Origin of the sequence: Echinicola arenosa, from assembly GCF_014841125.1 — a bacterium.
Classification (GTDB): domain Bacteria; phylum Bacteroidota; class Bacteroidia; order Cytophagales; family Cyclobacteriaceae; genus Echinicola; species Echinicola arenosa.
The window spans coordinates 124,226-149,130 of the sequence record NZ_JACYTQ010000008.1; the positions used below are offsets into that span (position 1 = coordinate 124,226).

The following is a 24,905-nucleotide window of genomic DNA, read 5'->3' on the forward strand; positions in this document are numbered from 1 at the left end:
TCTTATGAATAAAATATTATTGGCTACATTACTTCTAATCCCCTCTTCCTGGACGCAAATCTCGGAAAAGAACAAAGCCATTGATTCGGCAGAAGAAAGGTATGTCAAAGCCGACTATGAGGAATCTGTGAGGGAGCATCTGGCCTTGCTCAATGAATATGGGATCAACTCAGAAGAGGCCAACTTTGACCTTGCGCTCAGCTATCAATTCAATGAGCAGGAAGAAGACGCGCAGCAAAAATATGTAGAGTTGGTTGGTGCAATTAAAAGCAACATTGCATCATCCGCCTCCAACCAAAATGGGGTGATTTTAGGTCGAGGTGAAAAATACAAAGAAGCTTTAGAGGCATTTAAAACAGCTTTGATCAAGGATCCTACCAATGATATAGCTCGATATAATTATGAGTTGTTGGCCAGGTGGTTGGAGCAAAATGAAGACCAGCAGCAGGATCAAAAGGATAACCAAGATCAAGACAAACAGGAACCCTCGAACTACGCCAAGCGTATGAAAGCGGAAGCTGATAAGCTGGTAGAACAGTTCAAATTCAAAGAAGCACTGGATGTGATGAACAAAGCTTTGGAGATCGATGAAACTGTTTCTCATTATCAGGAGTTTATAAAGAACCTAGGAGATGTCAATGAGATCAATGAAAACTAAAATATGTTTGTTTTTTGCTGGATGTCTGGCAAGTATCATTCTAAGCAGTGATCCTGCTTATGCCCAGTCAGCTGCCACCTATTTCAATGAAGCAGCCAAACAATATGTCAACAGTGACTACAGTAAATTGGGACAAGTCCTTCAGGAAGGGTTGCAGAAATACCCTAACGATCCAAAGCTTAATGCACTTAAAGAAAAGTTGAAGGACGATAAGGAAAAGCAAAACCAACAAGATCAGCAGCAACAGGATCAGAACAAAGATCAGGATCAACAACAACAAGGAGACCAGAATCAGCAGCAGGAAGATCAATCGCAACAAGAGAAAGAATCCAAAGATGGTGAGGGTGAAGAGCAAACCCAAGAGGATGGTGCTGAAGAATCCGATAAAATGGATGAAAAAAGAGGGGAAAAATCTGAACGGGAAGAACCTATGGATGAAAAGTCCACACAGAAAAGTGATTTGACCGAAAGGGAAAAAGCCATGGAAGAGTTGCGTCAAAAACTGCAACAAATGAATATCTCACCCGAGCAGGCCGAGCAAATCTTGGATGCCATGAACAACGCTGAGTTGCAGTACATCCAGCAAACCAGAAAAAAACCTACCAAGCGTCCTGATAAAAGTCTGCCGGATTGGTAAGACCACTTTTTACAACCTTAACTCATAAACCCAAATGAAAGAAGTCTATATCATCTCCGCCGTAAGGACTCCATTAGGAAGTTTTGGAGGAAAATTATCCAGCCTAACCGCTGTAGAACTGGGCTCCCATGCTATCAAGGGTGCCATGAAGAAAGCCCAACTATCACCTGAATCTGTTGAAGAGGTCATCATGGGAAATGTCCTTTCTGCCAATTTAGGGCAAGCTCCCGCTCGACAGGCCTCATTGGGAGCAGGTATCAATTATAACGTTCCCTGTACTACCGTAAATAAGGTCTGTGCCTCAGGCATGAAAGCTGTGATGTTTGCCGCCCAATCTATCATGACTGGGCAAAACGATGTTGTTGTCGCTGGGGGAATGGAAAGTATGTCCAATGTACCCTACTACATTCCCAAGGCAAGGTTTGGATATAAATTCGGAAATGGAGAATTCATCGATGGACTGGCCAAGGATGGCCTTCATGAGGTGTATTATAATTTCCCCATGGGCAACTGTGCTGACAATACCGCCAAACAAATGAAAATCAGCCGGGAAGCCCAAGACCAATATGCCATCCAATCTTACCAAAGGGCTGCTGAAGCATGGAAAAATGGTTATTTTAAAGAAGAAGTCATCCCTGTTGAACTAAAGGGCAGAAAAGGTGAAAGTATCCTGATCAATGAGGATGAAGAATATAAAAATGTAATTTTTGAAAAGATCCCTAGCCTTCGCCCTGTTTTCGATAAAGAAGGAACAGTGACTGCCGCCAACGCATCTACCATGAATGATGGCGCTGCCGCATTGGTGCTGATGAGCAAAGAAAAAGCTGAAGCACTTGGGTTAAAGCCTATTGCCAAAATCTTAGGCTTTGCAGATGCAGCGAGAGATCCCATTTGGTTTACCACTGCCCCAGCACTGGCCATTCCCAAAGCCATCAAAAATGCCGGACTGAGCAGCAGTGACATTGACTTCTATGAAATCAACGAAGCTTTTTCTGCAGTTGCCTTGGCCAATCAAGAACAATTGAACCTGTCAAATGACCAACTCAATGTGTTTGGAGGTGCTGTTTCTTTAGGGCATCCACTTGGAGCATCCGGAGCTAGAATTATAGCCACCTTGCATTCCGTTTTGGAGCAAAAGGGAGGCACTATTGGAGTAGCTGGAATCTGCAATGGCGGTGGTGGCGCGTCCGCCATAGTGATTAAAAAAATGGCTTAATTATCAGAATATTTATGCACCTCAAGTTTATTTGTGTCCTTCTTTTGACCTTTAACAGTTTCCTGAGCGCCAAAGGCCAAGAAGAGGTAAAAACCTTTTATGATGAAGAAAACACACAAATAAAAGAAGAGTACCAAATGGTAAATGGTCTCATTGAAGGATCTTACCGTTTTTTTTATGAAGATGGTTCTCTACAACTTTTGGGACAGTTAAGCCAAGGAAAGAAAGAAGGCCTCTTTGTGAGTTTTTACCCTAATTCCAAAGACACCCTCAAAATCATCCCGTACAAAAATGACCAAAGGAATGGCATGGTCAAGTCTTTCGACCAAGAAGGAAAACTCATACAAAAAGCGCATTTTTCTGAAGACCTGATGCAGGGTGAGCTGATCACATTTCACCCGAATGGCAATCCAAAAATCAAAGCCCATTTTCAGGACAATAAGCCTCACGGAGAAAACATCCAATATTACGAAAGTGGTCAAATCATGACCGTTTCCCACTATGATCATGGTGTCATGGATGGAGAACTAAAATCCTTTTATGAAGACGGTTCGGTCAAGACCCTTGAAAATTATGACCAAGGAGAATTGGATGGAACTGTAATTTCCTATTTCCCTAATGGACAGATAGAAGAACAGTCCAACTATAAGGAAGGAATGCAAAATGGGTCTTATGAAAGCTATTATGAAGATGGAAAAATCCATCAAAAGGGAGAATTCAAAAAAGGCAAACCAGAAGGCAACTTTAAGTCCTTTTACCCGAATGGCACCACCAAAGAAATCGCCTCTTATAAAAAAGGACTCCCAACAGGTAACCAAATTCTATATTATCCGTCTGGAAAGAAATCAGAATTTATCAGTTATGATGGTGAAGGCCAAAAAGCCAGTCACGTATTTTATCATGAAAACGATCAAATCCTGAAAAAAATCTATTTTAGAAATGGCCTACCCAATGGAATGGTCACAGTTTATGATGAGGCTGGTCACAAACAAGAAACCATTCCCTATAAGCAGGGAAAGTGGGATGGAGTCTATCAGAGGTATCAGAGAGGAAGGTTAATTTTAGAGCGGTCTTTTAGGGCAGGGAAACAACATGGTGAAGAGAAAAGCTACTTTGACAATGGCCAACTAAAGGAACTAACTAGCTTTGAGCTTGACTGGAAAAGCGGCCCTTATCAACAATACGACGAGCAGGGTCATTTATTGGTAACTGGAAACTTTTGGTACAACAAAAAATATAAGGAATGGAATTATTATGATGAGAATGGAACGTTGATCAAAACAGAAAACTTTAACAAAGAAGGCAAAATAATCAAATAATTTTACCCAATTAAAAGGTTAAAATCAGCCTAAACCCTATTTTTGTTATTTAAAATTCAATCATCAAAAAAATCGGACAGTGAAGCAAACAGGCTTACTGCTAACCTTGATTTAAAAGCATCATCATGAATACAGCTATAAAAGAGACCAATTTTGAATTCACCAACCAAACAGGCTTTTACAAAGGAAAAGTAAGGGATGTTTATATGTTTGAGGATAAAATTGCTGTTGTTGCCTCAGATAGGATTTCTGCTTTTGATGTGGTTTTACCGCTTCCCATTCCTTTCAAAGGCCAGGTTTTGAACCAAATTGCAGCCAAGTTCCTAAAGGCCACTGCCGATATTGTTCCTAATTGGGTGACATCTACACCTGACCCCAATGTGACTATCGGTAAAAAGTGCGAACCTTTTAAAGTGGAAATGGTTATCAGAGGGTACTTGGCCGGGCATGCTTGGAGAGAATACAGGGATGGAAAGAGAAGTATCTGTGGGGTAAGCCTTCCAGAAGGACTCAAGGAAAATGACAAGCTGCCAGTTCCTATCATCACTCCTACTACCAAAGCAGATGAAGGACATGATGAAGATATCAGCCGTGAGGATATCCTAGCGAAGGGAATTGTCAGTGCTGAAGATTATGCAGTGCTGGAAAAATATACCCGGGCTTTGTTTCAAAGAGGTACCGAAATCGCTGCTGAAATGGGACTGATCTTGGTAGACACCAAATACGAATTTGGGAAATACCAGGGTGAAATCTACCTTATCGATGAAGTGCACACACCTGATTCTTCAAGGTACTTCTATGCGGACGGATACGAAGCCAACCAAGAAGCCAATCAAGCACAAAAACAACTCTCCAAAGAATTTGTAAGACAATGGTTGATTGCCAATAACTTCCAAGGAAAGGAAGGGCAGTCAGTACCCAATATGCCTAATAAAATTGTAAATGATATTTCGGAACGTTATATTGAGTTGTACGAAAAAATTACTGGTGAAGCATTCATCAAAGCGGACAATACCAATATGATGGACAGAATCAAGAAATCCATTGAAGAAAACATTTAGTCCTTCACTATTAAATAAAAGCAGGTCTATAAAAGGACCAAAATCAAACCCTAAATCATGAAGTACGCAGTAGATAAGAAAGAGCAATACGTCATCTTTACCCTTCAGGAAGAAAAGTTGGATTCCCCACTTTCTCCTGTGTTGAAATCAGAACTTCTCACTGTCCATGCAGAAGGTTATCGCAACCTTGTCCTGGATATGAGCCAAGTAAAATATGCTGACTCCAGTGGCTTAAGTGCTTTGCTGGTTGGTCACAGGGCATTTAGTGAAGATGGAGGTATTTTCATCATTTCATCTCCTCAAGAGCATGTGACCAAGCTGATCAAAATTTCTATGTTGGACAAAGTATTGAATATAGCTGAGTCACAGGAAGAAGCTGCCGATGCGATATTTATCCACGAAATTGACGGAAGCAAGGAGGAGGAAGAGAACTAAATTTGGAATTTACAGTAACCATTTTAGGCTCCAATTCTGCCGTTCCTGCACATGAAAGGAACCAGACTTCCCAGATCATCACCATGGGCAATGAGCTAATGATGGTGGACTGCGGAGAGGCAACACAAATTCAGTTACAGAGATATAAAGTAAGGTCTTCTAAGATCAAATACATCTTTATATCACATTTACATGGAGATCATTACCTTGGACTGATGGGAGTGATCTCCACTTTTCATTTAAACAAAAGGAAAGAGTCATTGACAATTTTTGGTCCTAGAGGATTAGATGAAATTATTACTACTCAGCTGAAATATGGTAATACCAAGCTGAATTATACCTTAAAATTTATCCCAACTGACTCCGATCAACAGCAACAGCTTGTTGATGCGAAAAGATTTAAGGTTTTTAGCTTTCCTTTAAAACACCGTCTGCCCTGTACCGGCTTTCTTTTTGTGGAAAAACCAGGTCAAAAGAACTTGGTCAAGGAAAAACTCTTAGAAAACAAACTTAGTATCCAGGCTATCAATACCCTGAAAAATGGCAAAGATTTCTTGGACGAAGAGGGGAATGTAAAATATGCTGTAAGTGAATTTACCCACCCCAGTCCTCCTCCAAGAAAATATGCCTTTTGTTCTGACACCAAATATGATCAGGAATTGATTCCCTATATTCAGGGAGTGGATTTGCTATATCATGAATCCACTTTTATGGAAAGTGAACATGAACGCGCAGCTGACACCTATCATTGTACCGCCAAGCAGGCTGCAAGTATTGCCTTGGAAGCAGAAGTAAAAAAGCTGCTCCTAGGCCACTACTCAACACGCTATATCGAATTGGAGCCCTTATTGATGGAGGCTGAGTCGGTGTTCACCAACAGTCATTTAAGTATTGAAGGTCTGACTTATACCGTTTAGCCTATGGAAACCACTGCAGAAAAGTCGTTCCACAATAAGAAAACCACCCTATTTATTGTTTTGAGTGGGATTTTTCTGACCAATGCCATTTTAGCTGAAATCATTGGTGTCAAGATTTTCTCCGGAGAAGCTACCTTGGGGCTTGAACCTGCTGGATGGACATTTTTTGGGAAGTATGTTTTGGATTTCAATCTTACAGCCGGAGCAGTCATCTGGCCTGTTGTCTTTATCACAACTGATATTATCAATGAGTATTTTGGGAAAAAAGGGGTAAGAAAAATAAGCTTCTTGACCGCTGGATTCATTGCCTATGGCTTTGTCTTTATCGCCATTGCCACCTCTCTTCCTCCAGCGCCATTCTGGTTGGATGTAAACAGCACTGATCCCGCAGGGCAGCCTTTTAATATAGAATATGCCTTTGATACCATTTTCAGACAAGGGCTGGGAATTATCATTGGTTCATTGACGGCTTTCTTACTGGGACAGTTGATTGATGTTTATGTGTTCCAAAAACTCAGAAAAATCACAGGACCCAAAATGATCTGGTTGAGGGCTACTGGCTCCACGCTGGTATCCCAACTGATTGACTCCTTTGTGGTATTGGGCATTGCTTTTTATGTTTTTGGCAACTGGTCCATAGACCAACTGATTGCCGTGGGTATTATCAACTACATCTACAAGTTTACCGTAGCCATTGTCCTGACTCCCCTACTCTATTTGGGGCACGACATCATCGACAAATACCTTGGAAAAGAAGACGCGGAAAGAATGGCCGAAGAGGCCGCTTCAGACACTTCTTTTATGTGATTTTACTTCTTGTTTGAGAAAATTCGGTGAGACTTCCCAATCTCGTTGTAAATCCCAGTAACTATTATCCTAATAAAACATGAGCTACCATTAAGTCATTAATAGCAATTAATGACTCCGTGAGACATTTTGATCCAAGACATCGTCTTGAAATAAGTGAACATTAAAAAAAATGATGATGAGACAGATGGGATATTTATTGATATTTATTTTTCTAACTATAAGTTGTGACCTAAATAATGATGCCCCTTCATCATGTACGAAAATAGGTGACTGTGATAAATGCATCACTACTGACAGGGACCTTTTCAACCAGACTAATACGGATAATTATACGATACAGCATGCAGTGATTAACCAAGATTGTTTGGAAATAACATTTTCTTCTTCTGGCTGCAGTGGAAACAGTTGGGAGATCGAATTAATCGACCAGGGCTCCATTTCAGAAACTGCAATACTCCAAAGAGACTTAAAACTAAAATTGGAAAGTTTTGAATTATGTAATGCCATCATTACCCGAACTATTTCCTTCAATCTTACATCGCTTCAATTAAATTACGAGAACAAAATAAACTTGAAAATTGATGGCTATAATAGTTTAATACGCTATGAATATTGAATAAGTATTGATATCGGCAATCCTTGCGTTACAATAAAATCCGTAGGAATGATCCAAAGCTTGCCACTTTTGGTCAACTAACCTTTAATTTCATTAGAAGGAACTTATTCAAACAAACTTTCAGAATCCTTTTGCTCGTAGGACCGGTTGTTTCACTGTTTTACCTGCATTGGGCCATCCTAAATGCATGGATAAAGCCTTTGCCCAACATGGCTCAAGAGTAAATAACATTTATGCAACCTTAAAGACTCAAATTTCTTTAAAATCATACCACCTCTTATAACCAATTTTAAAGCAAAAAAAGACCTCCCAACTTCCATTTTTTACAATCAAACTTCCTCCAAAAAGAATCTATTACACCTAAAACCAGTAAGTTTTCCTTGGGTTAATGATTATTTAACTACATCTTAACAGTAATCAAATTACTAATAATCAATAAGTTACAAGTTCAATTTTTAAAGTTTGAACTTTCAAGGGTTCAGATCGCGCGAAGTGAACCCAAAATTTGCATTCATTGTACATTTTTGCGGCAGAAAATTTCACTGAATTACTCAAGCAAAGAAAAAATGAAAACAAGGATGCCTATCAGATTATTATTAATGGCTTTGTTCCTACTGACTGCTCAGCTCAGTTTTGGTCAAAGCATGAGCATTACGGGTACTGTGGTGGATCCCAATGGGTCGCTTCCAGGAGCAATGGTTTATCTTAAAGGAACCCAAACTGGTGGTACTTCGGATATCTCCGGCAACTTCCAAATTCTAAACCATCATAGCGGAGATCAAATCTTGGTTATCTCTTTTATTGGATACAATGCCAAAGAAATACCATTAAGTATTGAGGCCGGTAAAGACATCAATTTGGGGCTTATAGAAATGGAGGAAGAGTCAACTGGCCTTTCCGAGGTAGTGGTAAAAGGAACTTACTACCCTTCCCAAATGAGAGCTATCAGTATGAAGAAAAGCTCCAACGCCATTTCTGAAGTTCTGGCGGCAGATGCCATCGGCAAACTACCAGACAGAAATGCAGCAGAGGCAGTACAAAGGATGCAAGGTGTCTCCATTGAAAGGGACATGGGAGAAGGAAGAAGGGTAATCGTAAGAGGTGCCCCTACCCACTGGACTTCCATCACCCTAAACGGCAACAGACTTCCAAGTGCTGGCGGTGCTAGTGACGAAAGATATACGCAATTGGATGTATTTCCATCAGAGTTGATCCAATATGTTCAATTGAACAAAGCATTGACACCTGATATTGACGGGGATGCTATCGGTGGCTCGATGAACTTTATCACCAAATCCTCTCCTAGTGACCAATTGATCAGTGCCACTGTAGCTGGAGGATACAATACCAACGCCAAATCTCCATCATACAACACTTCCTTAATCTATGGAGACCGTATTGGTGAGAAATTCGGTTTTATTGCATCCGCTGTCATTTGGGACAGAACAGCAGGTACTGACCGATATGGTATCGGGTACAATTTTTCAAATCCTGACCCTGTTCAGTCTTTCTCCATGAACAACCTTCAATTGAGAGATTATGTGGCCAGAAGAAGAACTGCCGGATTCAATTTGGGAATGGACTACGACATTTCACCAAACAGCAAAATCTATTTTAAAGGACTCTATTCCCAATACTTGGATCAGCAGAAAGTAAGAGAAGCCTATTTCAACTTTGACAATAATAATGCACAACTTCAAGCAAGACACGCCGACTATGTAACGAACCTTTACTCTATGAAAGCAGGTGGAGAATTCAATATCAGCCACCGATTAAAATTGGATGCTTCTTACCAAATCTCTTCTTCTGACTTCAAGCTAAACAGTCCTGATAACTTACCCGAGGATGAAAGAGGTTATCCTATTGTAAACTTTGTACAGCCTATGACCTATGAAGGCCTTTCTTCTGATGGTTTCAAATACTTGGCCATGGACTCTCCTGAGGGCATCGGAGGCTCTTTGGACAATGTACCAGCCGATTTGGGAACTCCTCTTGACCCAAATTCAATGAGGTTAAATCAAATCATCCTGCAACAAATGGACAAGAAAGAAACAGACCATACGGGGCAATTTGACTTTACCCATCAAACCAATGATAAACTACAGTTGAAATTTGGTGGTAAGCTGTTGAATAAAGAAAGAGAGTTTAATTCTTCTGCCACCGTAAAAATGCAAGGAGCTTTATTGGGCATTCCTAATAGTCCTGACATGCTGTTCCTTTCTGACATGGAAACAGAATCAACCCCATATGATGGAACCTTCCTGAATGAATTGGGCGATGTATATGACGAGGTGAATATCAGTCAAATCACCAATGACCAAATCGATGCCATGTACACGGATGAGTTTGCTACTCAAAATGGACTGATCACGGTATTGGCAAAAGACGCTCCTTCCAATGCGCCTCAATCTTATACGGGCCAAGAGCAAGTGATCTCTGCCTATGCCATGGGATCCTATCAGGTCAATGAAAAGCTGGAGTTGATTGGTGGGATCAGAAATGAAGTCAACCACTTGGAGTTTACAGGTGCTAGGGTACTTACCGATCAAGATGGGTCTACAGTGGAAGAAGTGACCAGCACAAAAGATTACAATGCTTTCTTGCCAATGGTTCACCTTAAAATGAAGCCCAACAGCAACACTATTGTAAGGGCAGCTTATACCCGTACTTACGCAAGGCCAACCTTTAACAGACTGAACCCTGGAGTACAAATCAATAACCTTAACCAGACCATCACGGAAGGCAACACTGAATTGGATCCGACTTTCTCCAATAACTACGATCTTGCCTTTGAATATTACCCTGAAGAATTGGGGATATTTTCAGCAGGTATCTTTTACAAGGACCTTTCCAACTATATCTATGATGATCAAAGCATTGAAGTATACAACGGTTTGAATTACCTAAGGTCTCGTCCAGAAAACCTTGAAAGTGCATGGTTATATGGTATTGAGTTGAGTTATGTCAAGCGTTTCACCAACATGGATAACTTCATGAAAAACTTTGGTGTAGAACTCAATTACTCCTATATCGACTCAGAAGTGGAAATCCCTACTTTCACAGAAGGGGAACAAACAGGAAGTTACAAGACCTCTTTGCCAGAGCAGGCCAACCACATTGGAAATGCCATTGTGTTTTATGAAAACAATAAATTCATGGCCCGCGTCGCCGGTAACTTCAAAGGCAAATATGTCAATGCCATCCGAAGCATTGCTGGTCCTGAGCACTACCGTTGGTTTGGCAATAACTTTACCGTTGACTTTTCATCTTCTTACCTATTGTCAGACAACTTCAGACTATTTGTTGAGCTCAACAACATCACCAACGCACCTAACCGATATTACCATGGTGTGTCTGACAGACCAGAAGAAGCTGCATGGTCAGGAATCCGCGGTCAAATCGGGTTGAGTTTTAACCTCAGATAATTTCGAAAAGTAATCAAGATCATGAAAAATACATTCAATTATATTGGAAGTGCAGCTCTGCTATGGAGCGCACTTTCCTGTAATCCCAAGGAAGAAACCATTCAGCTAGAGAATGGACTGGTAGAGGTCCCCGCAGATATCAAAATCAATCAGATCCAAGTCTTGGGTACGCACAATAGTTATGCAAAGCCTGTTGACACAGCAGTATTCAACCTTGTAGAGCCTATTTTTGAAAAGATGATGGGGCAATTTGCAGCCAGCATGTCTGCAGAGCAAAGGGCCAAATACCAAGAATATCATCCCAATGAAATGCCCATCAGTTCGATGCTTGCTTATGAGCACCCTGATTTCAATACCCAGCTGGATGCTGGATTAAGGTCTCTGGAAATTGATGTATATTACGACCCTACCGGAAACAGGTTCAACAAGCCAGCCACTTATGAGATCCTAAAGCAAAAGGGCAAAACTGATTTGGCCCCATTTGATACCGAAGGACTTGACCAACCTGGTTTCAAGGTATTGCATATGGCGGATATCGATTTCAGAACCTACTATCCTACTTTCCATAAGGCCTTGAAAACGCTAAAAAACTGGTCGGATGCCCATCCTAGCCACACACCTATCTTCATCATGATAGAAGCCAAGGATCAAGGATTCCCTATTTTCCCCAATTCATCGGAGGTATTGCCTTTTACAGAGCAGGCTTTTAATGAACTGGATAACTTGGTCGTTTCCGTCTTGGGCAAGGACAAAATCATCACGCCTGATCAAGTGCGTGGAGATTATAAAACTTTAGAAGAAGGTATTTTGGCCCAGAACTGGCCAACTCTTAAAGAATCCATTGGAAAGTTTGTCTTTATGTTACTTCCTTCTGCCGGAGGGATGTCATCAGAAAGTCCTTATGTGAAAAACCACCCTGCTTTGGAAAACAGGATCATGTTTGTCCAATCAGAAAGAGGGCAAGATCATGCAGGTTTCCTACTTTTGGACAATGCCATTGTAAGGCAAGAAGACATCAAAGAAGCGGTTAAAAAAGGCTATCTGGTACGAACCAGGTCTGATATAGAAACCTATGAAGCCAAAGTCAATGACATGAGCCGTGCAAATGCTGCCTTTGAAAGCGGTGGACAGGTGGTCTCTACTGATTTCTTCAGGCCTGGCAACTCATACGGAACCGACTATGTAGTCAAAATGCCCAATGAACTCCCCATGAGGCTAAACCCTGTCAATTCCGATACCGAGAAATAAAAAACAACTTAACTGTGCCTCTCAGAATTTGAATTTGGTACTTAAATAACAAACTAAGTTCAAAAAATAAGGATGTCCCTTGGTATGACTGGTTTCAGTAAAATGAAAAGGCCGTTAAGAAAGTGAGTTAGTTCGCGAAGTGGAGGAGCGAGATCCACTCACTTTTAGGCAGAATCATTTTACTGAAAATTAAATTGGGCACTATTTCACATGCTTCCAAACACTTGTTTTACCCAATTTAAAAGTCATACCACAGGACTAGATTTTTGGTCCTTTTCATCTTTGGAAAAGGACAGCTAATTTATCAATAAGCACAAAATGCTAATGAAGCATTAATAATAAGATTAACCATAAAGTTACTATGAATTATACCAACTCCATCAAAGCCACCATCTTAGGGCTTTGCCTTGCATTCCAAGGATGTGGCCAAAAAGAGATTACTATTGAAGGTGGTCGGGTGAAAATTCCAGCCGATCTAAAAATAAACGAAATACAAGTTTTGGGAACCCATAATAGCTATGCTACAAAAAGGGACACCGCCATTTTGAACTTTATTGACCCCATTTTCACAGGGATGATGGGACAATATTTCAACAACATGAGTGAGGAGGTTAAGGCCAAATACAAGGAATACCATCCCAATCAGATGACATTCAAGGAAATGCTGGCCTATGACTTTCCAGATTTCCCTACTCAGCTAGATGCAGGCATGCGTTCCTTGGCCATTGATATCGTTTATGACCCTAGCGGTAACCGATTTAGTCGTCCGGCTATCTATGATGTAATGAAGGCAAAAGGAATTCACCATTATCAGCCCTATGATTCCACTGGAATGGACCAACCAGGTTTCAAGGTGATGCATATAGCGGATATCGATTTCCTGTCGCATTACAAGACCTTCGAACAGGCCCTTAACGCACTTAAAAACTGGTCTGATAAGAACCCAACCCATGCTCCAGTTTACATCATGATTGAGGCCAAAGATGCTGGTTTACCGATCTTTCCCAACTCCACCGAAGTGCTTCCCTTTACTGCAGAAGTCTATGACCAACTGGATCACAAACTGGAAAGTGTACTGGGCAGGGAAAAAATCATTACACCAGATGATGTCCGAGGTGATTATGCTACGCTTGAAGAAGCAGTATTGGCCCAAAACTGGCCAACTGTAGAGGCTTCTCAGGGCAAGTTCATCTTTTTGCTATTGCCGGGCAGTGCAGGGCTATCCACTGACCATTCTTACCTAAAAGGCCATCCATCCCTAAAAGGACGTATGATGTTTGTCAAAGCAGATGTAGGACAAGACCACTGCGGATTTCTCTTACTGGACAATGTTATTGCCAGAAAAGCGGATATAGAAGAGGCTGTCAAAAAAGGTTATATGGTTCGTACCCGTTCGGATATCGAAACTTACGAAGCCAAGGTCAATGACATGAGCCGAGCAGAAACTGCTTTCGAAAGTGGTGCCCAAGTCGTCTCTACAGACTTCTTTGAGCCTGGAAATGCCTATGGAACCGACTATGTGGTCAGAATGCCCAACAATCAACCGCTAAGGTTAAATCCAGTCAACCGGGTTGAAGAAAAATAATTCACCCTGTAAGTGATCAATAACTATAAGGCTGTTATGGACAATTTCGTCTGTAGCAGCTTTTTTGTTATGTGGTAAGCTTATCTACTTATTAGAGAAAAGAAAACATTAATTACAATAAAATTTGAATTTATGGAGACTTGTTAAACTGTACAACTTGGACTATCAAGGAATAAAAATAGGTGGCATAATCCAATTTCCACTTATCTACTTTTAGATCATACTTCTTCATCAGCTTTATTCCTTTCGGCCAGTTGTTGGGCGATCATACTTCCGGAAACCAGCTGTAAAGCATGGTAAAGCATCAAAGGCAAAAGAATCACACCAAAGGTGACTGGATCAGGGAAAAGCACCTTTCCCATGGCCGCTCCCTGAATAAGGGACTTTTTAGAGCCACAAAACAATACGGTGATTTGGTCTTCTCGGCTAAATCCCAACAGTTTCCCCATCCCAAACATCATGGCCGCCATTGCCAAAAACAGCAAGAGCATCAAGCCGCCCAAAGTCAGTAAAAAAGCCCAGCTTTGTCCCTCAAACATCCCCTGCCCAACGGCTGCAGAAAAAGCCGAAAAGACAATCATCAAAATGATGGACTGGTCCATGTACTTCAATCCGGTGCTATATTTATTCACCCACTTGCCTAACACACCATGTAACAAAAAACCTATAACCACAGGAAATAACACTTGTAAACTCAGCTTCCAAAAAGTATCCAACAGGTCAAAGTTCATCTCACTGCCCTCCAAAAACAACTCCATCCAAATGGGCGTAATAAAGATGCCAACGATACTGGAAATACTGGCATTGAAAATAGCTGCGGGGATATTTCCACCTGCAATGGAGACCATCACTACTGAAGCAGAAACTGTGGATGGCAAAGCAGAAAGATAAAAAGCCCCCAACCAAATGCTACTATCATCAGTCCCAAAAACACTTTTCATCAATAGCACGACTGCCGGAAAAACCAAAAAGGTCGTACTTTGAATCAACAGGTGAAGCTTCCAGTTGCCCAAACCGGACCTGAGTTTTACCGGATCCATCTTTACTCCATAGAAGAAAAAAATCAGGGAAACTCCATAATGTGTGATCTCCTTAAAGGGAATAATACTGTCAGGTGCTCCCCATTCAGGAAAAATATTGGCCAAGACAATGGTCCCGATCAAGGCAAGAAAGAAACCGTTCAGTCCGGCTTTGGTCAAAATACTCTTTAACTGCGTCATGCTGTAAACTCAACTGTTTCTTTTAAAATTGTCGCAGATCACGGCTGTTGCTATTGCGACGTTCAAAGACTCTGCATGACCAAAACGGGGAATGGTCAGTTTTTGTGTAACCAAAGGTGCTAGGACATCAGAAATCCCCTTGGATTCATTACCCATTAGGATAATCCCTCCCTCCGTGATGGTTTTGGAATGGATATTATCTCCTTCCAAAAAAGCTCCATAAACTGGAAGCTGCTGTTGAGGTAAATAATCCTTGAGCTCAGTATAGAAAAAGGATACTCGTGTAAAAGAACCCATACTGGAATTCAGCACTTTGGGGTTATAGAAATCCGCTGTTTCTTTAGAGAAAATCAGTTTCTTGATCCCATACCAATCTGCAATCCTGATGATTGTCCCCAAATTCCCAGGATCCCTAACATCATCCAACGCAATGGCCAGTTCTCCTTTCTCGATATCAAAAGGACTGTTGTCCTTTAGTTTGGCCACTGCCAAAGCTCCATCATTGGTTTTGAAGGAACCCGCTGCTTCCAGGTTTTTTGGAGTCACTTGAAAGCACTCGCCTTTGCAGGTATCTATCAGCTTTTGCTGTTCTTCAAAGTATTTGTCTGTATAAAGAAGATGTGTAACTTCAAAATCAGAAAGCAGTAATTCCGTTACATTTTTGGATCCTTCTACAAAAAAAGCATTCTCTTGTTTACGGAATTTTTTCTGTTGTAAGGATTTAATAAACTTAACTGTATTTTTGCTGATCATTAAGGTCGATGAGTTGTGAATAAAACCAAATATATAAACTTTCTTCTTGCCTTTCTTTTGCTTTCTTCATGTTCTTTGACCCGGGGACTGAAAGAAAATGAATATCTGGTCTATGATGTGGACCTAAAGGGTGTCGAAAAAAGCAATGAAGAGAAAGTTAAGGAACTCATCAAGCAGACGCCCAATACCAGAATCCCCATACTTAATTTTTCCCCTGGGGTATTTATCTATAACATTGGCAAAATGAATTATGACAGTACAAAACTGGCCAATAAAAAATTAGAAACGGAAGCCAAGCAAAGGGCTATCGAACTGCAGCTCGACTCTATTCCTGGAAACAACAAATTGGAGAGAAAGTATTTTAAATACAATAACCGGATAGAAGACCTCAATAAAAAATTGGACTATGGCAATTGGTTTATGAGAACGGGCAATCCCAAAACCATCTATGACAGCTCCAAAACCTATGCTTCAGAAAGAGAAATCACCAATTACCTGATCAACCATGGCTTCTTTGATGCGGAAGTATCCACTTCCTACCATACCAAAGGAAAAAAAATCTATGTAAACTATGACGTAACTGAAAATGAAGGGTACATCATTGATAGCATTTATACCCGCTCTGATGATGAAAATATCTACCGTTTGCTGAGGCAGGACAAAGAAAACAACCTGATCAAAAAAGGAAGAAGATACAATCAGGACAACCTTACCAAAGAAAGACAGCGCGTTGAGGACCTTTTGAAAAACAATGGATATTATACTTTTTCAAAATCCTATATCGAATACAATGTATATAAAGATACGCTTGAAAAAAATGTATCCATAGAGCAGGTTATTCGGAAACCTACCTATGCTGACAGGCATAAAGTCTATACCATTGACTCGGTCATCTTTGATATCTCCACCCCTACTGATGCTATCTCCGATCAGGAGGTAAAGCGGGAATATGATGACATCACCTATATCATGTATCAAGACCGGTATTCGGAAAGGATCATTGATTCAAGGGTATTTATCAATAAAGGTGATTTGTATAACAAATCAGAAGTATTGGAAACCCAAAGGCAGCTGGCCAACCTGGATATTTTTAGATTTGTCAATATTGCCTTTGACACCTTGGGAAACAATATCACCACTCGGATTTTCACCCAGCCCAATCAAAAATACCAAATCACTAACCAGCTGGGTGCCAGTATTACGGAACAGCTTCCCGGTCCTTTCTTTAGTCACTCTTTGAGAAACAGGAACCTTTTCAGGGGACTGGAAATCTTTGAATTCAACTTTCGCGCAGGCCTGGAAGGAGTGGTGTCGGCTACCACAGCGGGAGGTGTCTATCGCAGTAGGGAATTGAGTACTTCTGCTTCGGTTATTTTCCCACAGTTCCTCTTTCCTTTCAATCAAAAAGCATTGGTGCAATATGGTCGCTACAATCCTAGAACGAGAACCTTGATTGGTTACAACTATGTGAATCGGCCTGAATATATCCGGGAAGGTTTCAATACCATCATTGCCTATAATTGGGCTACCAGAAACCAAAGACAGCAGTACACCATCAATGTTCTGGATGCCAACCTCATCCGTTCCAACCTTGACCCTGCCTTTGAGGAACGTCTATTGGAATTGCAGGAATTGGGAAACAACCTGATCAACTCCTTCCAGTCTTCCTATGTCAGTAGTATTTCCGGGCAGGTCATTATCAACTTCAATGAATATGGCCTGTGGCAAAGGAATCGCTCTTCTCTATGGCGGCTATTTATGGAAAGCGGAGGAACTTCCATCAACTTTCTGAACAAAGAACACTTTCAAGATCGAAGCCTTCAGTATTTTCAGTTTCTGAAATTCCAGTCTGATTTCCGCAGATATATTCCACTGAGCAGAAAAAGCACCTTTGCTTACCGTATCAATACGGGAATAGGTGTTCCTTATGGGATCAGTGATGGAGTCTTACCCTATGAAAAGTATTTCTTTGCTGGGGGGAGCACGAGTATCAGGGCCTGGCAACCCAGACGTTTGGGACCAGGCTCATTTACTCCCGCCACCAACGAGGAAGGTTTCTATGATTACCGGTATGAGCAACCAGGTGAAATACTCTTGGAGGGCATGTTTGAATTTCGAAGGGAGCTTTTTGGTTATTTTGATGGAGCATTCTTTATTGATGCAGGAAACATCTGGACCATCAAAGAAGACCCTGCGCGGGAAGGAGCTCAGTTCAAACCTGCCAAGTTTGTCAGGGATATCGCCATTGGTACAGGTCTGGGACTAAGAATGGATTTCGATTTCCTTGTTTTGAGATTGGACATGGGGATAAAGGCCGTAGACCCGGCAAGACCTGAAGGGGAGCGCTTTATATTGGACAATATTTCCTTTAAAAAACCTTTGGGTGAAAAAGGCCAAACGGTATTCAATATCGGTATTGGATATCCTTTCTAATCGAGTAATTTTAAAATTGATCAATCATTGACTATGCATAAAATCAGTAAAGAGCAAATCTCTGAAGAGTTCAAAACCATCCAAGACCACATTTGCAGTGAATTGGAGGCTGGGGACGGAAAAGCCAAATTCCATGAAGATCTTTGGGCAAGGGAAGCTGGTGGAGGGGGAAGAACCCGCATCATCAAGAATGGGAATATCATCGGCAAAGGTGGTGTGGCATTTTCAGCAGTACACGGCCCTACCCCTGATAAAATCCTCAAAAAACTCAAACTAGAGCAAGCTGACTTCTTTGCCACAGGGGTTTCCATTGTGATCCATCCTGATAATCCCATGGTACCAATTATCCATATGAATATCCGGTATTTTGAGATGAGTAATGGCACTTATTGGTTTGGAGGAGGGATTGACCTTACCCCACATTATGTTGATGAAGAAGATGCTAAGTTCTTTCACCAGCAATTAAAAGACACCTGCGACCGATATGATTCAGATTGCTATGGGAAATATAAAAAATGGGCAGATGACTACTTCTATTTGCCTCACCGCGAAGAAACCAGGGGCATTGGAGGGATTTTCTTTGACCGCTTAACAGCCACAGAAGAACATTCCTTTGAAGCAACTTTTGATTTTGTAAAATCCATAGGATACCTCTTCCCCAAAATTTACCGCCACTTTATGGCCAAAAATGCTGCTTTGCCATTTACCGATGAGCACAAAAAGTGGCAAGCCCTCAGAAGGGGCCGATATGTGGAATTTAATTTGGTATGGGATGCAGGAACCAAGTTCGGCTTGGACACCAATGGTAGGACTGAAAGCATCCTTATGAGTATGCCACCACAGGCGGAGTGGGAATACATGAGTATTCCAGAAGAGGGCTCTAAAGAAGCCAAAACACTTTCATTGTTGAAAAAAGATATTGACTGGATAAATTATTAATAAGTGATAGAAACAATTAAATATTGGGACGAAGAGTTGTTTCTCTTTCTGAATTCCCAGCATTTTGACTGGTTGAATCCTATCATGTACGGGATTTCTGGTACAGCGATATGGTTGCCATTATATGCTTTTTTGGCTTATTTAATTATCAAAAACCTAGGCAAAGGCAGTATTTGGGTTTTTATTGGGATTGCACTGGCCATCCTTTTCAGTGACCAGTTGACTTCTGGACTGATGAAACCTTTCTTTGAAAGGCCCAGACCTTGTCATGATACAAGGTGGGAAGGCATCATGTTCAATTACAAGCATTGTGGCGGGATGTACGGCTTTGCTTCTTCCCATGCTTCCAACACTTTTGCTTTGGCCACCTATATGCTGATTACTTTTCACAGAAAAGTTAAAGGCTTTGGTTGGCTATTTCTCTGGGCCGCTATAGTTTCTTACAGTAGAGTCTACCTAGGAGTTCACTACCCCGCCGACATTTTGGTAGGGGCATTCATAGGAATCTTGATGGGATTGATTGCTTGGTGGATTGTGGTAAAAATCAAAATGACTACCATCCGTAAAGTGGAAGAAATGGATGAATAAGAAGAGGTTGATTGATTCCGGTCAATGTCCATTTTATTCCTATTCCGTATTTACCATCCCAAACAGGGATTACATTCTACACTCCATCATACTTATTATTCAAAACTCCCTACTAACTACTTTATACTCATAAATCAATATCCTTTGACCATCCTTTGGATGTACTTTCCTACAATATCAAATTCTAAGTTCACCTTGTCCCCTACCTTCAGCTGGTGGAAATTGGTATGTTCGTAAGTATAAGGAATAATAGCTACTGAGAACCCTCCCGGTATAGAATTAAAGCAGGTCAAGCTGGTGCCGTTGATGGTAATGGAGCCTTTTTCTACAGTGACATTTCCTTTTGTATCATCAAAAGAAAAGTCGAATAGCCAACTTCCATCTTGGGAATCCACCTTTTTGACAAAGCCTACCTGATCCACATGTCCTTGAACAATATGTCCATCAAAACGGCCATTGGCAGGCATGCATCGCTCGAGGTTAACCTTCTTTCCGACGCTCCATTCACTAAGGCTGGTTTTTTGAAGCGTTTCATCAATTGCTGTCACCCTATAGACATCCCCTTCTATCTGAACGACAGTCAGACAAACTCCATTATGGGCCACAGACTGATCTATTTTTAATTCTCCTGTGATTGGAGATTGGATATCAAAATGGATATTGGTACCTTCTTTGGTGATGGCCTTGATCTCGCCCATTGTCTCCACTATTCCAGTAAACATGAAAAGCTAAATTTAATGTTCATATAATCAGACAATAAGTAAAATTGCCTTTTCAGGATTAAAATTAAGCCATTTAATCCATTAACTTAGCATTAAAAAGCAGTAAAGCACAAAATAAGTTCAATCAATCGCATGCTGAAATTAGAGGACAGCTACATACACAAAGGCCAAAGGAAATCACTGGTCAAAACTCTGGAAAAAAAGGGTATTCTAGACAAAAAAGTATTGGATGCAATCGGTACGGTACCCCGTCATTTTTTCTTTGACAGTGCGCTACACTCTCATGCCTATGAGGACAAAGCTTTTCCTATTGGAGAAGGACAGACCATCTCCCAACCATTTACTGTAGCTTTCCAAACGGAACTGCTCCAGGTCAACCCTGGGGAAAAAATATTAGAAATAGGGACTGGTTCTGGGTACCAAGCTGCTATCCTTTATTTATTGGGGGCGGAAGTGCATACCATTGAATACAACAAAAAGCTCTACGAAAAGACCAAAAAGTTTTTGCCTAAAATCGGAATAAATCTTAATTTCTACCATGGAGATGGTTCTTTGGGATTGGCTGCAAAAGCACCCTTTGATAAAATCATTGTCACCGCTGGTGCTCCAGTAGTACCTAATAGCCTCCTCAAACAATTGAAAATCGGAGGAATTCTGGTCATACCTGTGGGAGACCGAAACAGTCAAAAAATGATGAAGTTGGTCAAAAAGACTACCAGGCAGGTTACCCAAGAAGCTTATGACAATTTTGCATTTGTCCCTTTACTGGGAGAAGAAGGGTGGTGAAATCAAAATATAATTCTATAGCAACTTATTTCAATTTGTTTTATAGAAAAAATATTTTGTATTTTCGTAAAAAATATAATTAAAATGGGAAAGGTTAAAAAAGTACAGGAATCAGAAGTAATCATGACCGAAATGGTGTTGCCCAATGACACCAATACCCTTAACAACCTTATGGGCGGTAAGTTGATGCATTGGATGGATATCGTAGGTGCCATTGCAGCACAGAAACATTCCAACCGCATCGTGGTTACTGCGTCTGCTGACAATATTTCTTTTAAACATCCTATCGCCTTGGGAAATGTGGTAACCTTAAAAGCCCAGGTAACGCGCTCTTTTAACTCTTCTATGGAAGTTTACATTGAGGTTTGGGCAGAGGATATTCCAGCCAACACCAAAACAAAAACCCACAGGGCATTTTTTACCTTTGTGGCCGTAGACCAAAACGGCAGACCAATTGAGGTTCCAAAATTGGAGCCTAGCAATGAAGAAGAGCAAGAGTTATTTGATGGTGCTTTGAGAAGAAGACAGCTCAGGCTGGTACTTGCCAAAAGGATGGATCCAAAAGATGCTGTAGAGCTTAAGTCTATTTTTGGATTTGAAGAGGTCATAGAAAAGAGGCCCTAAAGCTTATCAGTCCTTCAACCTATTGAATTTACAGTTCTTTTTTAGGTGAAATGACTCCCTGAAGGTTGTTTCCAGATATAATTTTGATCATTTTAGCCCTATGGAAGAAATGGACTTGAATAAACTAGGCTTATTTATGGATGAGGATATTTTTCTTATTCCAGACGATGCTACTGAACTTTTGCTCGCCAATAAATTCAAAAATTACGGTGAGGATCTTCCGGAAGAAACCGGAATAGTTAGCGAACCAGCTCCTGCCCTTTCTCCTACAGAAGTTAATTCCAATAATAGCCAAGACAATGACATCATTACCTTATCATATGAAGGTGATTTCGAAAAAGGGCTTTTAATAATCTATCAGGGAGAGGAAATGTCTGAGGACATCAAGGCATTTTTATTGAAGATTTTACGAGCAGTCTCTTACTCCCTAAAAGATATTGGGCTAGTTTCCTCTGTTCAATTGTCCAGCTTTCCTCCTACTGCCCTTAACCAACTCAACGCCCACAAGGTTATTGTCTTTGGCCGACTAAGCCACCCAATTATCAAACTCAAGGAAGCAAACTATGAAATCACTGCTGATGGAGATACTGAATATATCTTTGCAGATGACCTTCCTGTGATCTTTGAAGATGAAAATCTCAAAAGAAAACTTTGGAAAAGCCTTCAAGCCTTTTTCAACATCAATAAATAAGCCTCAAATACAACCTCATTATAATGGATAATGCGCATCAAATTGGAACATTAAAAAGATTCAGGGCTATCAGTTATGCTGAGGGCATTTCCTATCTCTTACTATTGTTCATCGCTATGCCTTTAAAATACACCATGGATATGCCTTCAGCAGTAAAATATACGGGTTGGGTCCATGGAATATTGTTCATAGTTTATGTTTATGCTGTTTTCCCAACACGCAGAAATTTAAATTGGACTTTTAGAAGGACGCTATTTGCACTAATAGCTTCTGTTTTACCTTTTGGCCCTTTCTTATTCGATAGAAAGTTGAGGCAACAGGAGAAAGAGTTGCGTGCAAAACCTTAAATATTCTGAATTAAAGTGATTGATAAGAAAAAACATATCTACCCTATCAGTAGGGGCTTGAGAAGATACCTTATCAAATACGGAAGGGAAGTGGACATCCCTGTACATTACAAAGAGCTACTTCGGTATGTGAGCTCAATTTCTCTTTATGATTCAAAAGGTAATGACACCTTGTGGGAAACGGTTTTTTATAATGAACATGACCGAGTTGATATCCATTATAACCTAAAAAAGATTTACGCCATTCTAAAAGCCGAGGGCGACATGAGCGTGATGGAGCACTTGTATGTGGACAGGGTCGATCTTTGTACTTACGGCAACACCCAACCTTTTAGGATTCGGGTCGTCAATCGCATTAATGACAACTTCGATTATTTTTACGTAAAGATTGCTGATGCTTCAAGGGTTTATGGACTCGAATTGGAACATTTGCTTTCTCCCAATAGGATTAGCTATGTGGTTTATCAGGACACGCTGATCGAAGAGCATATTGCAGGTATCCCTGGTGAGCAGTTTATGCGACAACATATCCATGATCCACTGCTGAATCCAATCAGAATCTCCAAGGAATTTGTCAAATTTAATGAGCGCTGTTTTGTAAGGCTTCTAGGTGATATGCACTCCTCCAACTTTGTGGTAGATGTTACACCTGATTTTGAAGAAGTCCACTATCGAATCAGGGCGATTGACTTTGACCAGCAGTCTTATGAAGGAAAAAAATCTGTTTACCTCCCCCAGTATTTCAAACAAAACAACACGCTGATACAATTGGGAATCAAACACATTACACCAGAATCCATGGCTCAATACCAAAGAGAGGAAAGGGCCTTGATCGCTTTCCGGCTCAAGACATCCACCAAAGAGATTGAAGATATCCTTCACAGCATGGAGCGGGACATCATTTCTACCAAGGATAATGTAGAAAGTCTTAAACAAGATTTGGCCAAACACTATAAAACTTCCGTATTCCTCAACTGCAATAACATGGGTGAAATCCTAAGACTTAGCCTGAGACAGGTACTCTATAAATAGGAATTTAATCCAATCCATTAATAATTCAATTTTCAGAACTTTTTACCTATTCCAATTCTAAATTACGGTTAAAACCAAACATTTTTAAATCTAACTATGTTATAAAGACGTAATATTCTATAGATCTTGGCACAGTATATGATTGAAATTGGTTGTCTCAGGGACAAGTTAATGAATCACAAATTGCCGTTGATTTGACACCTAAACCCGAATAAGTCGGAGACAGGTATTTTAATTTTATTACGTATTACATTAGATAACTTTAAAACTACAAAACCATGATTACTACAGAAAAAAGAGTATTCAAGAAATTAGGTTTTAACGAAAACGAATCTGAAAAAATCGTTGACTCTTTAAATAAGCTATTGGCGAATTATCATGTTCACTTTCAAAAATTAAGAAACTTTCATTGGAATGTTACTGGTGGTGATTTCTTTGATCTACACGAGAAATTTGAGGAGCTTTATACTGAATCCTTTGAAAATATCGATTTGATCGCAGAAAGAGTCAGAGTATTTGGTATGACTCCATTGAGTTTGATGAAGGATTATTTGAAAGCAGCGGAAATTGAAGAGGTAGGAACTGATCTAGCTTCAGACAAAATGGTGTTGGAAGTCTTGAAGGATTTTGAAATTTTAGCTGAAAACATGAATGAATGTGCCAGTAAAGTAGCAGATCTTGGAGATACCGCTACTGAGGACATGCTCATCGGAATGATCAAAAGCATAGAACAACACCACTGGATGTTGACATCTTTCTTGAAGAAATAAAATTAGAAATATTTAAAAAATCCCCGACCATTCGAATGGTCGGGGATTTTTTTATACCCTAAAATCAGCACTA

The 24,905-nt window shown here is 40.5% G+C and carries 24 protein-coding genes; 21 read left to right on the forward strand and 3 right to left on the reverse strand.

Features of this window, described 5'->3' with window-relative positions; genetic code table 11:
- The first annotated feature begins 4 nt into the window (after positions 1-4).
- From IFO69_RS18740 to IFO69_RS18795, 12 genes are all read left to right on the forward strand, one after another.
- Positions 5-658 (forward strand): hypothetical protein, encoded by a 654-nt coding sequence (locus IFO69_RS18740; RefSeq protein WP_192011668.1) that lies wholly within the window; start codon positions 5-7, stop codon positions 656-658.
- Positions 648-1,295 carry a hypothetical protein gene (locus IFO69_RS18745; RefSeq protein WP_225444209.1) on the forward strand — a complete coding sequence of 216 codons (648 nt, stop codon included), beginning with the start codon at positions 648-650 and terminating at the stop codon, positions 1,293-1,295. Before IFO69_RS18740 ends, IFO69_RS18745 begins: the two co-directional genes overlap by 11 nt.
- A gap of 34 nt (positions 1,296-1,329) precedes the next feature.
- Entirely contained in the window at positions 1,330-2,511 is a 1,182-nt protein-coding gene (locus IFO69_RS18750; RefSeq protein WP_192011670.1) for an acetyl-CoA C-acyltransferase, read from the forward strand.
- Positions 2,512-2,525: 14 nt separating this feature from the next.
- The gene (locus IFO69_RS18755) at positions 2,526-3,830 is read left to right on the forward strand and encodes a toxin-antitoxin system YwqK family antitoxin (RefSeq protein ID WP_192011671.1); all 1,305 of its coding nucleotides are present in this window, start codon (positions 2,526-2,528) and stop codon (positions 3,828-3,830) included.
- A 125-nt stretch (positions 3,831-3,955) separates the two neighbouring features.
- Complete coding sequence (locus IFO69_RS18760) at positions 3,956-4,891, forward strand: phosphoribosylaminoimidazolesuccinocarboxamide synthase (RefSeq protein ID WP_192011672.1); 936 nt, start codon at positions 3,956-3,958, stop codon at positions 4,889-4,891.
- Between the two features lie 57 nt (positions 4,892-4,948).
- The gene (locus tag IFO69_RS18765) at positions 4,949-5,326 is read left to right on the forward strand and encodes an STAS domain-containing protein (RefSeq protein WP_192011673.1); all 378 of its coding nucleotides are present in this window, start codon (positions 4,949-4,951) and stop codon (positions 5,324-5,326) included.
- A gap of 2 nt (positions 5,327-5,328) precedes the next feature.
- Positions 5,329-6,243 (forward strand): ribonuclease Z, encoded by a 915-nt coding sequence (locus IFO69_RS18770; RefSeq protein ID WP_192011674.1) that lies wholly within the window; start codon positions 5,329-5,331, stop codon positions 6,241-6,243.
- A gap of 3 nt (positions 6,244-6,246) precedes the next feature.
- On the forward strand, positions 6,247-7,050 hold the full coding sequence (locus tag IFO69_RS18775) for a queuosine precursor transporter (RefSeq protein ID WP_192011675.1): 804 nt from the start codon (positions 6,247-6,249) through the stop codon (positions 7,048-7,050).
- A 172-nt stretch (positions 7,051-7,222) separates the two neighbouring features.
- Positions 7,223-7,669 carry a hypothetical protein gene (locus IFO69_RS18780; protein ID WP_192011676.1) on the forward strand — a complete coding sequence of 149 codons (447 nt, stop codon included), beginning with the start codon at positions 7,223-7,225 and terminating at the stop codon, positions 7,667-7,669.
- Between the two features lie 566 nt (positions 7,670-8,235).
- The gene (locus tag IFO69_RS18785; RefSeq protein WP_225444210.1) at positions 8,236-11,094 is read left to right on the forward strand and encodes a TonB-dependent receptor; all 2,859 of its coding nucleotides are present in this window, start codon (positions 8,236-8,238) and stop codon (positions 11,092-11,094) included.
- A gap of 21 nt (positions 11,095-11,115) precedes the next feature.
- Positions 11,116-12,342 carry a Ca2+-dependent phosphoinositide-specific phospholipase C gene (locus tag IFO69_RS18790; RefSeq protein ID WP_192011677.1) on the forward strand — a complete coding sequence of 409 codons (1,227 nt, stop codon included), beginning with the start codon at positions 11,116-11,118 and terminating at the stop codon, positions 12,340-12,342.
- A gap of 361 nt (positions 12,343-12,703) precedes the next feature.
- Positions 12,704-13,927, forward strand: coding sequence for a Ca2+-dependent phosphoinositide-specific phospholipase C (locus IFO69_RS18795; protein ID WP_192011678.1), 1,224 nt, complete (start codon positions 12,704-12,706; stop codon positions 13,925-13,927).
- Positions 13,928-14,145: 218 nt separating this feature from the next.
- On the opposite strand, the gene IFO69_RS18800 is transcribed toward IFO69_RS18795, so the two are convergent.
- Positions 14,146-15,147, reverse strand: coding sequence for a bile acid:sodium symporter family protein (locus IFO69_RS18800; RefSeq protein WP_192011679.1), 1,002 nt, complete (start codon positions 15,145-15,147; stop codon positions 14,146-14,148).
- A 9-nt stretch (positions 15,148-15,156) separates the two neighbouring features.
- Complete coding sequence (locus IFO69_RS18805) at positions 15,157-15,900, reverse strand: TrmH family RNA methyltransferase (protein ID WP_192011680.1); 744 nt, start codon at positions 15,898-15,900, stop codon at positions 15,157-15,159.
- Between the two features lie 15 nt (positions 15,901-15,915).
- Between IFO69_RS18805 and tamL the strand changes: the two genes are divergently transcribed.
- From tamL to IFO69_RS18820, 3 genes are read left to right on the forward strand one after another with little or no spacing between them, the layout of a single operon-like run.
- Entirely contained in the window at positions 15,916-18,333 is a 2,418-nt protein-coding gene (gene tamL / locus IFO69_RS18810) for a translocation and assembly module lipoprotein TamL (RefSeq protein WP_192011681.1), read from the forward strand.
- A 33-nt stretch (positions 18,334-18,366) separates the two neighbouring features.
- Positions 18,367-19,272, forward strand: a complete 906-nt coding sequence (gene hemF, locus IFO69_RS18815; RefSeq protein WP_192011682.1) for an oxygen-dependent coproporphyrinogen oxidase — start codon at positions 18,367-18,369, stop codon at positions 19,270-19,272.
- A 3-nt stretch (positions 19,273-19,275) separates the two neighbouring features.
- The gene (locus IFO69_RS18820; RefSeq protein ID WP_192011683.1) at positions 19,276-19,860 is read left to right on the forward strand and encodes a phosphatase PAP2 family protein; all 585 of its coding nucleotides are present in this window, start codon (positions 19,276-19,278) and stop codon (positions 19,858-19,860) included.
- Between the two features lie 134 nt (positions 19,861-19,994).
- Here IFO69_RS18820 and IFO69_RS18825 read toward each other — a convergent pair whose 3' ends face one another.
- The gene (locus IFO69_RS18825; protein ID WP_192011684.1) at positions 19,995-20,582 is read right to left on the reverse strand and encodes a riboflavin synthase; all 588 of its coding nucleotides are present in this window, start codon (positions 20,580-20,582) and stop codon (positions 19,995-19,997) included.
- A 132-nt stretch (positions 20,583-20,714) separates the two neighbouring features.
- Here IFO69_RS18825 and IFO69_RS18830 point away from each other — a divergent pair, with 132 nt between their 5' ends.
- From IFO69_RS18830 to IFO69_RS18855, 6 genes are all read left to right on the forward strand, one after another.
- A complete protein-coding gene (locus IFO69_RS18830; protein ID WP_192011685.1) occupies positions 20,715-21,368 on the forward strand; it encodes a protein-L-isoaspartate(D-aspartate) O-methyltransferase in 654 nt (217 codons plus the stop codon).
- An 84-nt stretch (positions 21,369-21,452) separates the two neighbouring features.
- On the forward strand, positions 21,453-21,992 hold the full coding sequence (locus IFO69_RS18835) for an acyl-CoA thioesterase (RefSeq protein WP_192011686.1): 540 nt from the start codon (positions 21,453-21,455) through the stop codon (positions 21,990-21,992).
- A 109-nt stretch (positions 21,993-22,101) separates the two neighbouring features.
- Positions 22,102-22,683, forward strand: a complete 582-nt coding sequence (locus IFO69_RS18840; protein ID WP_225444211.1) for a hypothetical protein — start codon at positions 22,102-22,104, stop codon at positions 22,681-22,683.
- 23 nt (positions 22,684-22,706) lie between these two features.
- Positions 22,707-23,030, forward strand: coding sequence for a DUF3817 domain-containing protein (locus IFO69_RS18845; protein ID WP_192011688.1), 324 nt, complete (start codon positions 22,707-22,709; stop codon positions 23,028-23,030).
- A gap of 9 nt (positions 23,031-23,039) precedes the next feature.
- Positions 23,040-24,062 (forward strand): hypothetical protein, encoded by a 1,023-nt coding sequence (locus IFO69_RS18850; RefSeq protein WP_192011750.1) that lies wholly within the window; start codon positions 23,040-23,042, stop codon positions 24,060-24,062.
- A gap of 278 nt (positions 24,063-24,340) precedes the next feature.
- Positions 24,341-24,832 carry a Dps family protein gene (locus IFO69_RS18855; RefSeq protein WP_192011689.1) on the forward strand — a complete coding sequence of 164 codons (492 nt, stop codon included), beginning with the start codon at positions 24,341-24,343 and terminating at the stop codon, positions 24,830-24,832.
- The last annotated feature ends 73 nt before the right edge of the window (positions 24,833-24,905 follow it).

What these genes read in the sequence shown, in the direction of transcription:
- IFO69_RS18740 (WP_192011668.1), top strand. Translation starts at nt 5, where the DNA reads ATGAATAAAATATTATTGGCTACATTACTTCTAATCCCCTCTTCCTGG.
- IFO69_RS18745 (WP_225444209.1), top strand. Translation starts at nt 648, where the DNA reads ATGAAAACTAAAATATGTTTGTTTTTTGCTGGATGTCTGGCAAGTATC.
- IFO69_RS18750 (WP_192011670.1), top strand. Translation starts at nt 1,330, where the DNA reads ATGAAAGAAGTCTATATCATCTCCGCCGTAAGGACTCCATTAGGAAGT.
- IFO69_RS18755 (WP_192011671.1), top strand. Translation starts at nt 2,526, where the DNA reads ATGCACCTCAAGTTTATTTGTGTCCTTCTTTTGACCTTTAACAGTTTC.
- IFO69_RS18760 (WP_192011672.1), top strand. Translation starts at nt 3,956, where the DNA reads ATGAATACAGCTATAAAAGAGACCAATTTTGAATTCACCAACCAAACA.
- IFO69_RS18765 (WP_192011673.1), top strand. Translation starts at nt 4,949, where the DNA reads ATGAAGTACGCAGTAGATAAGAAAGAGCAATACGTCATCTTTACCCTT.
- IFO69_RS18775 (WP_192011675.1), top strand. Translation starts at nt 6,247, where the DNA reads ATGGAAACCACTGCAGAAAAGTCGTTCCACAATAAGAAAACCACCCTA.
- IFO69_RS18780 (WP_192011676.1), top strand. Translation starts at nt 7,223, where the DNA reads ATGATGATGAGACAGATGGGATATTTATTGATATTTATTTTTCTAACT.
- IFO69_RS18785 (WP_225444210.1), top strand. Translation starts at nt 8,236, where the DNA reads ATGAAAACAAGGATGCCTATCAGATTATTATTAATGGCTTTGTTCCTA.
- IFO69_RS18790 (WP_192011677.1), top strand. Translation starts at nt 11,116, where the DNA reads ATGAAAAATACATTCAATTATATTGGAAGTGCAGCTCTGCTATGGAGC.
- IFO69_RS18795 (WP_192011678.1), top strand. Translation starts at nt 12,704, where the DNA reads ATGAATTATACCAACTCCATCAAAGCCACCATCTTAGGGCTTTGCCTT.
- IFO69_RS18800 (WP_192011679.1), bottom strand. Translation starts at nt 15,147, where the DNA reads ATGACGCAGTTAAAGAGTATTTTGACCAAAGCCGGACTGAACGGTTTC.
- IFO69_RS18805 (WP_192011680.1), bottom strand. Translation starts at nt 15,900, where the DNA reads ATGATCAGCAAAAATACAGTTAAGTTTATTAAATCCTTACAACAGAAA.
- hemF (WP_192011682.1), top strand. Translation starts at nt 18,367, where the DNA reads ATGCATAAAATCAGTAAAGAGCAAATCTCTGAAGAGTTCAAAACCATC.
- IFO69_RS18825 (WP_192011684.1), bottom strand. Translation starts at nt 20,582, where the DNA reads ATGTTTACTGGAATAGTGGAGACAATGGGCGAGATCAAGGCCATCACC.
- IFO69_RS18830 (WP_192011685.1), top strand. Translation starts at nt 20,715, where the DNA reads ATGCTGAAATTAGAGGACAGCTACATACACAAAGGCCAAAGGAAATCA.
- IFO69_RS18835 (WP_192011686.1), top strand. Translation starts at nt 21,453, where the DNA reads ATGGGAAAGGTTAAAAAAGTACAGGAATCAGAAGTAATCATGACCGAA.
- IFO69_RS18840 (WP_225444211.1), top strand. Translation starts at nt 22,102, where the DNA reads ATGGACTTGAATAAACTAGGCTTATTTATGGATGAGGATATTTTTCTT.
- IFO69_RS18845 (WP_192011688.1), top strand. Translation starts at nt 22,707, where the DNA reads ATGGATAATGCGCATCAAATTGGAACATTAAAAAGATTCAGGGCTATC.
- IFO69_RS18855 (WP_192011689.1), top strand. Translation starts at nt 24,341, where the DNA reads ATGATTACTACAGAAAAAAGAGTATTCAAGAAATTAGGTTTTAACGAA.